The 13,415-nt window shown below is 59.9% G+C and carries 12 protein-coding genes; 3 read left to right on the top strand and 9 right to left on the bottom strand.

What is annotated here, in order from left to right:
* Positions 1 to 7: 7 nt before the first annotated feature.
* The 7 genes from LT40_RS18995 to LT40_RS18965 form a co-directional block, all read right to left on the bottom strand.
* Positions 8 to 1,018 (bottom strand): putative 2-aminoethylphosphonate ABC transporter substrate-binding protein, encoded by a 1,011-nt coding sequence (locus LT40_RS18995; protein WP_043192703.1) that lies wholly within the window; start codon positions 1,016 to 1,018, stop codon positions 8 to 10.
* 55 nt (positions 1,019 to 1,073) lie between these two features.
* Positions 1,074 to 1,901, bottom strand: coding sequence for a phosphonoacetaldehyde hydrolase (phnX, locus tag LT40_RS18990; protein WP_043192702.1), 828 nt, complete (start codon positions 1,899 to 1,901; stop codon positions 1,074 to 1,076).
* Between the two features lie 15 nt (positions 1,902 to 1,916).
* Positions 1,917 to 3,641 (bottom strand): putative 2-aminoethylphosphonate ABC transporter permease subunit, encoded by a 1,725-nt coding sequence (locus tag LT40_RS18985; protein ID WP_052393478.1) that lies wholly within the window; start codon positions 3,639 to 3,641, stop codon positions 1,917 to 1,919.
* Positions 3,641 to 4,717, bottom strand: a complete 1,077-nt coding sequence (locus LT40_RS18980) for a putative 2-aminoethylphosphonate ABC transporter ATP-binding protein (RefSeq protein WP_043192701.1) — start codon at positions 4,715 to 4,717, stop codon at positions 3,641 to 3,643. Before LT40_RS18980 ends, LT40_RS18985 begins: the two co-directional genes overlap by 1 nt.
* Before the next feature lie 144 nt (positions 4,718 to 4,861).
* Entirely contained in the window at positions 4,862 to 5,725 is an 864-nt protein-coding gene (locus LT40_RS18975) for a LysR family transcriptional regulator (protein WP_043192700.1), read from the bottom strand.
* Between the two features lie 168 nt (positions 5,726 to 5,893).
* Positions 5,894 to 8,416 carry an ATP-dependent helicase HrpB gene (gene hrpB, locus LT40_RS18970; protein WP_043192699.1) on the bottom strand — a complete coding sequence of 841 codons (2,523 nt, stop codon included), beginning with the start codon at positions 8,414 to 8,416 and terminating at the stop codon, positions 5,894 to 5,896.
* A gap of 78 nt (positions 8,417 to 8,494) precedes the next feature.
* The gene (locus tag LT40_RS18965) at positions 8,495 to 8,932 is read right to left on the bottom strand and encodes a YqaA family protein (protein WP_043192698.1); all 438 of its coding nucleotides are present in this window, start codon (positions 8,930 to 8,932) and stop codon (positions 8,495 to 8,497) included.
* Between the two features lie 283 nt (positions 8,933 to 9,215).
* Here LT40_RS18965 and LT40_RS18960 point away from each other — a divergent pair, with 283 nt between their 5' ends.
* Positions 9,216 to 9,635, top strand: coding sequence for a hypothetical protein (locus LT40_RS18960; RefSeq protein ID WP_043192697.1), 420 nt, complete (start codon positions 9,216 to 9,218; stop codon positions 9,633 to 9,635).
* A gap of 8 nt (positions 9,636 to 9,643) precedes the next feature.
* Complete coding sequence (locus tag LT40_RS18955) at positions 9,644 to 10,513, top strand: cation diffusion facilitator family transporter (protein WP_043192696.1); 870 nt, start codon at positions 9,644 to 9,646, stop codon at positions 10,511 to 10,513.
* A 192-nt stretch (positions 10,514 to 10,705) separates the two neighbouring features.
* Here LT40_RS18955 and LT40_RS18950 read toward each other — a convergent pair whose 3' ends face one another.
* Entirely contained in the window at positions 10,706 to 11,716 is a 1,011-nt protein-coding gene (locus LT40_RS18950) for a DUF6515 family protein (protein ID WP_043192695.1), read from the bottom strand.
* Between the two features lie 474 nt (positions 11,717 to 12,190).
* Here LT40_RS18950 and LT40_RS18945 point away from each other — a divergent pair, with 474 nt between their 5' ends.
* The gene (locus tag LT40_RS18945; RefSeq protein WP_043192694.1) at positions 12,191 to 12,670 is read left to right on the top strand and encodes an Lrp/AsnC family transcriptional regulator; all 480 of its coding nucleotides are present in this window, start codon (positions 12,191 to 12,193) and stop codon (positions 12,668 to 12,670) included.
* 124 nt (positions 12,671 to 12,794) lie between these two features.
* Here LT40_RS18945 and LT40_RS18940 read toward each other — a convergent pair whose 3' ends face one another.
* Complete coding sequence (locus tag LT40_RS18940) at positions 12,795 to 13,361, bottom strand: pseudouridine synthase (protein ID WP_162473373.1); 567 nt, start codon at positions 13,359 to 13,361, stop codon at positions 12,795 to 12,797.
* Between the last annotated feature and the right edge of the window lie 54 nt (positions 13,362 to 13,415).

Here is a 13,415-nt window from a genome sequence, read left to right as displayed (position 1 = left end):
GCTCCCTTTACTGCTTGGCCGATTTGCCGTCATAGCGTTTGCGCCATTCAGCCAAAATGTTGTCGCGTTCTTTCGAAGCCCAAGCGAAATCGTTTTTGATCAGGCGCTGCTCGTAGTCGGCAGGCAGTTCGGTAGGTGGTTTTGCCAGGCCTTCCTGGGCCAGCACTGCAAAGTTTTCCTTGTACAGATCCATGCCGGCAGCGCTGGCCGAGAAGTCAGCCAGACGCTTGGCCGCTTCTGGGTGAGAGGTGCCTTTGATCACTGCAGTCGCTTCAATCTCCCAGCCCAAGCCTTCTTTTGGCAGGACGATGTCTAGCGGGGCGCCCTGACGTTTTAGCTGTACTGCCGGGTACTCGAATGAAATGCCGATTGGGAACTCACCCGCTGCGGCCATCTTGCAAGGCTTTGAACCAGAGTGAACGTACTGACCAATGTTCTGGTGCAGATCATCCATGTACTTCCAGCCTTGAGGCTCACCAAAGGTCTGCAGCCAGGCACTGACGTCGAGAAAACCTGTGCCGGATGAGGCCGGGTTTGGCATTACGATTTTGCCGCGATAAACCGGGTTGGTCAGATCTTGCCAACTGGTGGGACGTGGCAGATTCTGCTTTTCGGCTTCAATCGTGTTGAAGCAAATGGTGGCGGCCCAGACATCCATGCCGACCCAAGCCGGTGGGTTAGCCGGGTCACGATACTTGGCGCCGATCTTCGGCAAATCCTTTGGCGAATACGCTTCAAGCATGCCCTGCTGATCGAGAATTGCCAGGCTCGAAGCTGCTAGACCCCATACCGCATCGGCTTGCGGGCGAGCTTTTTCAGCAAGCAGTTTCGCGGTGATGATCCCGGTTGAATCCCGTACCCATTTTATTTCGACATCCGGGTTGGCCTTCTCAAAAGCTTTTTTATAGGTCTGCAGTTGCTCTGCTTCCAGTGCGGTATACACAGTGAGTTCAGTAGCGGCGCTGGCGTGGAGGCTGAAGCCTGCGAGTACGGCGGCGAGGGCAAGGGGCTTGAACATGGTCTGATCCTGAATAGTTTCGAGAAGGTTTTGTCGGTTAGGCAAAAAACCTAAATCACCGGCTGGCAGGGTTATCGCCACGGGCCATGCAGTCGTTAATCTGGTGGATGAGCTCGGGGAGATCAGCAATGGTGTCGATCAGGTAGTGCGGGCGCGCCGGCGCAAACAGGGCATCAATGCGCAGCCTGTGTTCTTCAAGCTGAGGTAGCGTCAGCGCTTGGTAGGCTGGGTAATCCAGGCCGAGGAAGTTACCGGAGAAGCGCAAGCCGACCGTCCACATCCCGGCACTGCGGCCTTCGAGAATGCCAGGCAAAGTGTCGTCAACTTTCACACAGGCGGCGACGTCACTGATGCTCAAGGCAATCACGTTGGCTAGCGCTTGAGCAGGGCCAGGTCGACCGGTGGGCAGCTCGTCAGCCGCCACTACGTGATCGGGTTGGTAGCCGGCCACTGCTGCCAGAGCCACTACGTGATCCATGACCTGCTTGGGGTAACCCGAGGTCGTACCGATTTTCAGTCCGGCTTGACGCATTTGCTCAATGGCATCCAGCGCGCCGGGAATGAGTGCGCTGTGCATGCCGACGTTGGCAATCTGCAGCGGCATGAACTGTTCGTAGATGGCTGTCACGTCGGCATCAGTCGGCAGTCGGCCAAATCGTCGCTTGTAGCGCGCCGCGATATCCGGCTGATCGCACAGGGTGCGAATATGCTCCCATTTACCCATGCCCATAGGGCCTCGGGCTTCATCAAGGCTTAGCTCGATGTCGAAAGTGGCGAACGCCTCAACGAAGATTCTAGTGGGCGCAAAGGAGCCGAAATCAACGACGGTGCCAGCCCAGTCAAGGATTGCAGCTTGCAAACAGGTAGGGAATTGATAGTGCATGGTGGTCTCCTGAAATCAGTGGGACGGCGCGGTCTGGCGCCAGGCTTGTGAACGTCGCAGCAACCCGCGAGAAACCCAGGCGAGCAGAAGTGAAACGCCTGCCGAGGTGAACAGGATCAGCGTCGACATGGCGGCTGCGCCGCCCACATTGCCCGCGTCGTCCATGTTGAGTACGGCCACTGCGGCGAGGATGCTGTCTGGCGAGTAAAGGAAGATGGCGGCTGAAACGGTGGTCATCGCCGAGACGAATAAATAGCGGATGATGTCCAGCAATGCCGGTAAGCAAATTGGCAATGTGACGCGCAGGTAGTGCCGATACAGCGGGGCCTTGAGGGAAAGAGCTGCTGCTTCGAATTCACTGTCCAGCTGGCGCAGGGCAGTGGTAGCAGTCATATGTGCGGTGGTCAGGTAATGAGCGACTGTGCAAATCACCAGCAACGCCATGCTTCCGTACAGACTGTGCAACGGGTTTTCAGGCAGGTTGAAGAAAAACACGTAGCCCAGGCCGAGAACGAGCCCCGGCACAGCCATGGGTATGAAGGTAAGCATCCGTAAAGCCAGATTGAGTCCGGTTTGCCCACGGGTTTTCTCCATAAGGTAGGCACCGGTGAAGATCAGAATGCTCCCTATCACCGCGCTGCAGGTCGCCAACACCAAGCTGTTTCGGTACGCCAGCCATCCACCGCCTGCCGTTTCATTGAACAGGTAGTGTTTGAGCGACAACGAAAGGTTGTAGGGCCAGAACTTAACCAAGGAAGAGAATACCGCCATCCCCAGCACCGCCAGCAAGCAAGCGCAGATGAGCATGACAACCAACAGGTAACAGCCATCTCGCCATTTTGAGGGCTCGGGCTGAAAGATCTGCGCGCGACCACTCATGGAGGCGCTTTGCCGCCGTCGCAACCACGCGTCGACCCCGAAGCTCAAGAGCGCTGGTACCAACAGAACCATGCCGATCAGGGCGCCTCGGCCAAACTGTTGCTGACCGACCACGGCTTTGTAGGCCTCAATGGCCAATACCTGATAATCCCCACCGACGACCACGGGCACACCGAAGTCGGTGATGGTCAGGGTAAATACCAGGCAGAACGCGGCGAATACAGCCTGTCGAGTGGCTGGCCAGGTGATGCTGTGAAATGAACGCCAAGGACTGGCACCCATGCTTGACGCAGCGTCGAACAAACGTGCATCAGTCAAGGAAAGCGCAGAAAGCAAAATCATCAGGGCATGTGGAAAGGTGTAAATCACCTCGCCGATAACAATTCCCCAGAACCCGTAGATGTTGTCCGTCAGAAGGCTACGCAGCAGGCCCTGGTTGCCAAAAAGATAGATCAGTGCGATGGCAGGCAGCATCGACGGGGCAAGAAGGGGTAGCAGAGATATTCCACGCCACAAGCCCTTGGCAGGAATCAGGGTTCGTTGAAGTGCATAGGCGAACAGGTAGGCGAGCGGCACGACGATGAATGCGACGCTGAAGGAAACGCGCAGGCTGTTACCGAGCAGCCAGTGAAAATTGTCGCTGCTCAGCAGGTCGCGGGCAGCAGCCAGTCCACCACCTTGCCCTGCATCTTCGCTGAAACCCCGCCAGAAAATCGCCAGCAATGGCAGCAGTAATGCGATCGCCAAGGAGATCAAAAGCAGCACCTTGCCTCCGATCACAAACAACCGGTCGCCCCATTCGGCACGGGAGACGTTTCGCACCCGGTTTACGCCACTTATCGACAGGCTTGACGTGCGCATCAGGTAAAGACCTGAAGGCTGTGGGGAGGCAACGCCACTTTAATATGGGCCGTGCCGAGCGAAGGCAAATGACGTGCGCTGATTTCGGCGGTGAGTGGCTGCCCTGGCAGGTTGTCGAATTCAAAACTCATTCGGCACCGGTTACCGAGGAAGGTTACTTCCCGCATCTGTGCCGCAAAGAGGTTTTCCTCAGACTGCACGGGATTCACACAGATTGACTCAGGACGGCAGAACAGTCGCCCGCTTGCACGATTCGGGACGGTATCTGCCAAGCGCAACTGCAGTGCGCCTACCTGAGCGTGACTGTTGCCATTTGCTTCAAAGCTTAGCCAGTTGCCCTGACCCACGAAATTGGCGACAAAAGGCGTTTCGGGGTTTTCATAGATCGATTGCGGGGTGGCGTATTGCTCAATTCGGCCCTCGTTCATCACTGCAATCCGATCCGCCATGAGCATGGCTTCTTCCTGATTGTGCGTGACCATCAGAGTGGTTATGCCAAGCCGCTGTTGTAGGGTGCGTAACTCGGTGCACAGATGTTCCCGGACTTGAGCGTCGAGGGCTGACATGGGTTCGTCCAGCAGCAGTAACGAGGGCGCCGGTGCTAGCGCGCGCGCCAGGGCTACGCGCTGCTGTTGGCCGCCGGAAAGCTGGCCGGGAAACTTTTTCTCGCTGCCGGTGAGCCCCACCAGATCAAGCATGTCGGCAACCCTTCGGCGCACGATATCCCGCGCGCTGCCTGCCAAGCCGTAGCCGATGTTCTGCTCGACGCTAAGGTTGGGGAACAAGGCATACGACTGGAAGACGATGCCGTAGTCCCTGGCTTGAGGCGCGAGGATAGAGACATCTCTGGAACCCATGAAAATGGCCCCATGGTTCTGCCGCTCCAGGCCTGCTATGCAACGCAACAGGGTGGTCTTCCCGCACCCGGACGGGCCAAGCAGGCACACTAGCTCGCCAGGCGAGATTTCCAGCGATACGTCATCCAGCGCCTTGAACGCGCCAAAGCTTTTGTGCATGCCAGCAACTTGTACTCGCACGCCCGGAGAGGCTTGTTTGGTTGGAGTGGAACGCAGCATGGATGCACCTCATCAATAAGAGCACGAGCCGCACGTGGAACGCGGCGCCTGTGTCGATGAGGTAATGCTAGGGATGGATTACGAAGGCGATGTGGCAATTAACCCAAAGCTCGCGATAGTGCCATTGGAATATTTGTTATGTGCTTAGCGGGCAATGCTGTCGCGAGCAACCTCGAGAAAGGCAGCGGGCAGGCGTGCCTGCCTTCGATCCTTGAGGCAGTACAAATATTCTGCGATCTGCGGCGCACCCTCGATGGCAATAACCCGCAGATCCGGATTAACCGGTACCTCTTGGCAAGCGATCATGCTGACCCCGATATTGCGCAGCACCGCTTCGCGAATGGATTCGCGGCTCCCGATTTCCAACTGCATGCCGGGGCTGATCTGGTGAGCGCTCAGAAACTCCTCGGTTAGCGTTCTGGTTGTCGAGCCATATTCGCGCATTAGCAGACATTGACCGGCCAGCGCACTGGGCGGCACGCAGTCATGCTGGGCTAATGGATGCTGCTTGTGGACGGCCAGCACCAGCGGATCAGTGCCGAGCACCAAGTGTGTCAGGCGGGGATCGCTTACCAACTGCGACGAGGCCGCAAGATCTACCCGGTATTCCTCAAGTGCTTCAAGAACATCCTGTGAGTTACCGATTTCTACCGACACTTCAATCTGTGGAAGCCGCTCGCGAAACGATTTTACCAGGTCAAGGATGTAGTAAGGCGCTGTGGCCCCGATCCTCAAGGCACCTCGGGCCTCGCCGCAGTTTCGCAAGTGGAACTCGATATCCGCTTCCTGCTGCAGCAGTATTTTGACTTTGGGCAGCAGTCGCGCGCCGTCATCGCTGACAGTCAAACGACGTCCTCCCCGATAGAACAACTCAACTGAATATCGGCTTTCGAGCTGGCGAATCTGTGTGGTCACAGTGGGCTGGCTTAGACCGAGTTTCTTGGCGGCTTGAGTCACGCTACCCAAGCGAGCAACGGTATAGAAAGCCTTGAGCTCTGCACTCAGCATGATTTGAAAGGTTCCTCGACCTAAGTCAGCAGGGGATCGTTTAGGGGTCTTTTTTCATGATAACGCCCGCGCCAGACGCAGGGATGGAAGCCCGCACGGATCGAGACACGAAGTCGCTCCATTCACGACAGCCGCTCCCGCAGGGTACGCCTAAAACAGCCTCACTCATCAAGGCTTCCTGGGCTTGGCTCTCGCAGTCGCTTCTGCCACCAATGGATCTTCGGGCCAATAGTGCTTCGGGTATCGGCCCTTAAGATCCTTCTTCACTTCCAGGTAGGTGCTGCGCCAAAAGTTCGCAAGATCCTGGGTAACCTGTACCGGCCTGCGGGCCGGCGACAGAAGATGCAGAATCAGCGGCTGTTTTCCCTGGGCTATGCGTGGAGTTTCTGCCAGGCCAAACAGCTCCTGCAGCCGCACAGCGAGGATGGGTGGATGCTGCGAGTAGTCAATTCGGATATTCGAGCCGGAAGGCACTAAGATCGTCTGAGGCGCTTGAGCCTCCAGCTCCTGCGGAAGCGGCCAAAGCAGGAGGTTTCTGACTATCGACCCCAAATCCAACTGGCTGAAGTGACTGAGTCTCGTGACTTTGCTCAAGTACGGCGCGAGCCATTCTTCAAGCGAATCCAGGAGGTTCGTATCGCTGAGATCAGGCCACTTGCTTTCTGCCTGGCCATTTTGAATATCCAGCTGACGCAGCAGATCGACCCGCGCCTGCCATTGGCGTAACTCCGGGTTCCAAGGCAGAAGTTCAATTCCTTTGCGCCTCACCAGGTTGACCAACGCCAATGAACGAGTTTGCTCATCAAGACTCGGCAAGGGTTTCGTCGACAAGATGAGTTGCCCAACCTTCAACTGCCGCTCTGCCTTGAGCACTCCTTCCCTCTCGTCCCAGTCGACCTCATCCACAGACCGCACAAGGTCAGCCAGCTCGTCATCGAACAAAGCCGGATCGAGGTCACTCGCCAGGTAGATCCGCTCCTCGCGCTGCCCTTGTCGGCTACCCAGGTCGGCCACCACCAACCACTCGTGCTTGGTGAGAGCATCGGGCTCTGAGAACACCGCAGCACGACCGTTGGAGAGACGGTATTCGGATACACTCGCACGCCTCTGCAGACCGATTCGGTCAGGATAGGCGAACGCCAGGAGGCATCCTACCCATCTTGGGTGATCGGGCTCGCTGACAGGGCTAGAGGGCTTCCCACGCAGCAAGGATCGGTACTGCCGAGCAGACTGCTTAACCCGCTGGAGGGAGCCACCGCTGCGACGTGCATGTTGCTCGCCTGACAAGGCACTCAGCCTGGTGTGAAGGTCGGCACCTGCTCCACGCAGGATGTCCTTTTCACCCAGCAGCGCCGCGATGTTGCACGCCAGGTCATCCAAGCCCATAGCATTGCCTTTGATGAGCATGTGAGCGATCCGAGGATGTGCCGGGAGCACGCTCATGGCTGATCCATGGGCTGTGAGCTGTCCAGCATTGTCGAGTGCACCCAGGCGTTTCAGCAGGTCTCTGGCTTGGCCGAAAGGAGCTGACGGCGGTTGGTCGAGCCAGGTCATCTCTTCCGGCTTCATTCCCCACCGGGCCAACTGGAGTGCCAAGGCTGCGAGATCCGCCTGCAGGATCTCAGGTGTGCTGTAGCCGGCCATTTGCTCATGCTGCGATTCCGACCATAGGCGATAGCAGATACCTGGTTCCAATCGCCCTGCCCGCCCTGCTCGCTGAGTAGCGCTGGCCTTCGAGATACGCTGTGTGTCGAGTCGGGTCATTCCACTGCGAGGATCGAACTTCGGTACTCGCTCAAGACCGCTGTCCACTACGACCCTGACGCCTTCGATGGTCAAGCTGGTCTCGGCGATGTTCGTGGCCAGTACGATCTTCCGGGAGCCTTTGGGTGCCGGGTCAATAGCAGCACGCTGAGCGTTCAGGTCGAGGTCACCGTACAGCGGGCATACGATCACCTCTGGACGGCTGCTCAACTGCTCCTTGAGGTCTTCTGCCACACGCCGAATCTCTGCCTGCCCAGGAAGGAAAACCAGAACGCTTCCAGACTGTTCATTGATGGCGGCCAAGCAGGTGTCCGTGACTCGCGCATCGATTCGCTCGCCCGGCTGGTATGGGTTACCCCAAACCGTCGAGACCGGATACATCCGCCCTTCACTGGTGACCACAGGCGCATCGTTCAGCACCTTTGAAAGGCGAGCGCCTTCCAGCGTTGCGGACATCAGGAGCAGCTTCAGCGGGGGCTCATCACGCAGCAGTTCGCGAGCACTCAGGCACAGAGCCAGTGCAAGATCAGAGTCAAGATTTCGAAGGTGGTACTCATCGAAGATGACCACGCCCACACCATCCAGTGCAGGGTCATCTTGGAGCCGACGAGCCAGGATACCTTCAGTCACCACTTCGATCTGGGTTCGCGGGCCTATCTTGCTTTCAAGGCGAATTCGGTAGCCGACGGTTTCGCCCACCGCCTCCCCAACTTCCTTTGCCATTCGTTCTGCCGCTGCGCGAGCGGCCAGTCGACGGGGTTCGAGCATGACGATGGTCTGCCCGGCCAGCCACGGCTGATCCAGCAGCGCGAGCGGAACGCGTGTGGTTTTACCGGCGCCGGGCGGCGCCTGCAGCACGGCCTCATTGCGATCGTGGAGAGCTTTGAGGAGAGCCGGCAAGGCGGCGTCAATCGGCAACGAGGTCATGGTCTCTCCGGCAGTGGTGCCGCAATTATACAAGCTACGGCAGGCCGACGGGCGTACTCGGATCCCCACGCGCAGCCGTCATGTCCACCCCAGCGCCACGGCGGCCAGCACCAGATAACGCATGCCTTTGGCCAGGGTGACGATCAGCAGGAAACGCCAGAAAGGCTCGCGCATGACGCCGGCAACGACGGTCAGCGGATCGCCAATGATCGGCACCCAGCTCAGCAACAACGACCAGTGCCCGTAGCGCAGATAGGACTGCTGGGCCTTTGCGAGCTTTGCCTCGCTCACCGGGAACCAGCGCTTGTGGCGGAATCGCTCAACGCAGCGGCCCAGCACCCAGTTCAGTACAGAGCCCAGTACGTTACCGACTATGGCGACCGCCAACAGGGTCGAAATGACGTAGCGATCGGACAACAACATGCCAACCAGAACCGCCTCGGACTGCATCGGCAGCAACGTGGCGGCACCGAACGCTGCCAAGAAAAGACCCAGGTAACTGGTGAGTTCAAACATCAAAGACTTGCCTCACAGGTTCGGGCCGATCCAGCCGTAAAGACCGATGGGTCGAGCGGTAGGCGTAATTGCCTCTCCAGCATTGGCCTGGCAGTGTCCAGGTATTAACCGACGAGTGTCGAGTACAACAGCTGAATGTAGCCCTTGCAGATCTTGGACTGCTGGAAGCTCAGCCACGCTCGAAGCCGGTATCGATCTACGCTGCCATGGCCGGAACCTACGCCCCATCTACTCGGCTAGATCATTTGCTTGTATCGTTGCGGCTTATTTTGCGGAGATTGTCATGCGTATTCCCCAACGTTTGATCGGCGGCGCCGTCGCCGCTGCCCTGGTGACTCAACTGACTGCCTGCGGCACCCTGTTCTGGCCCGATCGGCGCGGGCAGATCGAAGGCCGTATTGATCCGGTCGTGGCGGCGCTGGATGCCATCGGTATCCTGTTCTATGTGATCCCCGGCTTGATCGCCTTCGGTGTCGACTTCGCCACGGGCGCGATCTACCTCAACGACGGCAAGACCGCTCAGGTCTCGCCGGAAAAACTGCAGCCTGCGGTCGGTCGCGATGGCAAGGTGGACAACCTGAAACTGCAGGCCATCCTTGAGAGCGAACTGGGCCGCAGCCTGCCGCTCGACGATCCACGCCTGATCCAGCACAAGGGCAGTGTCGAACAGCTGGCCATGTATGGTTTGAAACCCGCCGCTTAAGGATTGCGATGCCAACCAGCAAGGAACATGCACGCCTGCTGCGCCTCGCGACACGGGCGTCGCTGGCGGTGGCCAGCATTCTCATCGTGGCCAAGGCCGTGGCCTGGTGGCTCAGTGGTTCGGTGAGCCTGCTGGCGGGGCTGACCGATTCGGTGCTCGACGGTGCGGCGTCGTTTCTCAACCTGCTGGCGGTGCATTATGCGCTGCGCCCGGCCGATGACGATCACCGCTATGGACACGGCAAGGCCGAGGCCTTGGCGGGGATGGCCCAGGCGTTGTTCATTGGGTCGAGCGCCGTGCTGATCGGTTACCAGGCATGGAAGCAGGCCCAAGATCCGCAGCCGCTGGGCGCTGCGGGGGTGGGCATCGCGGTGATGATCCTTTCGCTGGCGCTGACCGTGGCGCTGCTGGCTCTGCAATACAAAGTGATCCGCGAAACTGGATCGACGGCCGTGCGTGCGGACTCGCTGCATTACCGTTCGGATCTGCTGCTCAACGGCAGCATCCTGGTGGCACTGGTCCTGGCCAGCTATGGCTGGCCGCAGCTGGATGCCTTCTTTGGCTTGGGCATTGCGTTGTACATCCTGTGGAGCGCGGTACACATTGCCCGTGAAAGCACGGCGATCCTGATGGACCAGGAGCTGCCGCTGGATGTCAGCGAGCAGATGCTGGCGTTGGCCTGCAACGTCCCAGGCGTGCTGGGCGCCCATGATCTGCGCACGCGCATGTCGGGCAACCATTGGTTCGTGCAGCTGCACCTGGAGTTGCCGGGGCAGTTGTCGCTGTCGCAAGCCCATGGCATTTGCGAAGACGTAGAAGCCGCCATCGAAAGCCAGTACCCACGCGCCGAAGTCCTGGTGCACGCCGATCCCGTTTGAAAGAAATGCGGGTAGCCTGCAAGACCGCAGTGCCCCCGGACGCGGCTTGCGCCGCTGCTACAGGGGATTGCGGCGCCCCGTCAACGCGCCCCCCCCCTGTAGCAGCGGCGCGAGCCGCGTCGGCGGTCGATGCGGTGTGTCAGGCAGAACGCGGTGCCTTGTGGCTGCGCTGCGAGCCGCGTCGGCGGTCGGTCAATTCACCGTATACCCACGGGACGCAAAGCAATTGGCAAGGCTCTGCCGATACACGCTGACCACTTCAGGCGAAGGCGCATAGGTGGCGCTGGCAGGGTCGAAGCGGCTTTGTTCCACGGCCCAGCGTTTGCACTCGTATTGATCCTGGGCAATCTGCTGCGGACTCTGGCCCTGAGCCGGGTAGGCCGCGACGTCATAATTGGTTAAGGTCGGCGCCGGCTGTGGAATGCTGGCATTCACCGGCGGATTCACTACCACGTATTCCTGGGTATTGTCGACCCACTGGTAGTACGTTCCCGCCGCCACGAAGAACACCGAACTGCCGATCCACATGCGCTGCGCGTAATCGGGCAGCACGCGCACTCGAACGCCGCGCGGTGGCTCGATTACCACGTACCGCGGGCCCTGCGGTCGATACCAGTACCCGCCTGAATAGTAATAATCCTGCCCCCGATACGGCACGCGATAATTCTGGCCGGGGAAGCGATCGATCACCTGGCCCGGACGGTATTGCGGGCCGGGGCCCCAGCCGCCACCGTGCTCACCGGGCCAGCGGTCTCGACCGCCCTCCCAGCGCCGATCGTTGTCGCGACGCAGGTCCGGATAACTGCCTCGCAGCGGCGCCTGGGTCTGGCGCACTGCGTCGGGCTTGCCGATGATCGGCGGCCGATTGTCCTGCTGACCACCTTCGGGGCGACCCTGCTCCGGCCGGTTGCTTTGCCACTGGTTCTGGCTGCCAGCGCCTGGCCGACCTTGCCACTGACCTTGGTTCCCCTGATTACCCTGCACAGGTCGCCCCTGCCATTGACCCTGATTACCACCAGGCTGCGGCCGATACTGGCCACCGCCCGGCTGCTGACCAGGCCCGGCATTGCCCCCGCCCGGCCCGCGCTGGCCACCGTTGGAGCTGCCGCGCAGTTGGTCCTGCGGACCTTCCGCATAGGCTGGTGCGCCCACGGCCAGGCAGAGCGCAGCGACACCGGCCAGACGCCAGAGGGGCGATTTCATGGGGTTCCTCGCAAGAATAGGGGGGGAGCTGTCCATCATCAGACTGAAAAACCCGAACGCGGTTCTGTGAAGATCCTGTCAGGCACCTGCAAAGGTTATCGGCACCCGTGGCCTGTTCATGATCGGCCCCTGGCCCTGCCTCCATACATTTCACAGGCGAAAAAAAAGGAGACCCGTCGGCCTCCTCTCTCGAACTCTGTCCCTGCTCGACGCTTGTGACGTCGGCTCACCTCACGCCGCCTTCTGGGCAGTGTGCAGCCCGGGGGCCAGCGCGACCCCGGTGGGGGCGGTGGCCGCAATCCGCCTGATTGAGCGGATCGCAGTGGACTCATGTCCGGGCAGTGATTCTGTGAATAACTTTAACGCCCCAGGTGCAGCAGCCGATTGCGAACATTGCTGAATTACACAGCACTTGCGCAATTTTTGCCTTCGGATGGATAATTTGCCGCAACGCAAAACACGAAGGCAGATTTGATGAGCAAACTTGATCGCTATGACCTGAGCATCCTGGCGGAATTGCAGCGCGATGCGCGCATTTCCAACCAGGAACTGGCCGAACGCATTGGTCTCTCGCCGTCGCCCTGCTCACGGCGCGTCAAGCAGCTCGAAGACGACGGCTACATCTCCCGCCAGGTTGCTCTACTGGATCGCAAGAAGCTGGGACTGAGCCTGACCGCCTACGTGCTGATCGGCATGGACCGGCACACGCCGGAACGTTTCGAAACCTTCGAGGCCGCCATCCGTGGATTGCCGCAGGTGCTCGAGTGCAGTTTGGTGACCGGGATGGATGCCGACTACCAGCTCAAGGTGGTGGTGCCGGACATGGACCACTATCAAAAGCTGCTGCTGGGCCACCTGACGCGGATCGAGGGGGTGACCAGCGTGCGTTCCAGCTTCGTGCTCAACCAGGTCATGGCCAGCACTGAACTGCCGTTGACTCATCTGCGTAGCTGAGCTTGAGGCCGGAGGCAGACTGACGGATCTTCGCGGGCAGAACCCGCTCCTACAGGGGGCGGGGCTTGAGGCAGGCTGGTAGATCTTCGCGGGCAGAGCCCGCTCCCACAGGGGGCGGGGCCTGCTACAGGCTGGCGGGCACCTCGCGCCACTCGCCCTGCCCCAGGCCTTCGAGGCTCCAGTCGCCGATGCGCACCCGTACCAGGCGCAAGGTCGGCAAGCCCACCGCCGCCGTCATGCGCCGCACCTGACGGTTGCGCCCTTCCTTGATCATTAATTCCAGCCAGTGGGTCGGCACGCTCTTGCGAAAGCGCACGGGCGGATCGCGCGGCCACAGGTCCGGCTCATCCAGCAACCGCGCTTCGGCGGGCAAGGTCATGCCGTCGTTGAGCTCGACTCCGCTGCGCAAACGCTGCAACTGCTCTTCATCGGGCACGCCCTCGACCTGTACCCAATAGGTCTTGGCCAGCTTGTGCTTCGGATCGGCGATACGCGCTTGCAGTTGGCCGTCATTGGTCAGCAACAGCAGCCCTTCGCTGTCGCGATCCAGGCGGCCGGCCGGGTAGACCCCGGCGATGTCGATGAAATCCTTCAGCGTCGCCCGCCCCTCACCGTCGCTGAACTGGGTCAGCACATCGAACGGTTTGTTGAACAGCAGCAGCCGCGGCTGGGCAGGCGGCGCCTTGGCCACGCGACGGCTGGCGGCGGCTGGACGTTTGTTGAAGCGAGGTGGCAAGGGCATGAC

Source organism: Pseudomonas rhizosphaerae (assembly GCF_000761155.1).
Classification (GTDB): Bacteria; Pseudomonadota; Gammaproteobacteria; order Pseudomonadales; family Pseudomonadaceae; genus Aquipseudomonas; species Aquipseudomonas rhizosphaerae.
Note: the sequence above shows the minus strand (reverse complement) of the source record. Positions and strands in the feature narration are given on the sequence as shown.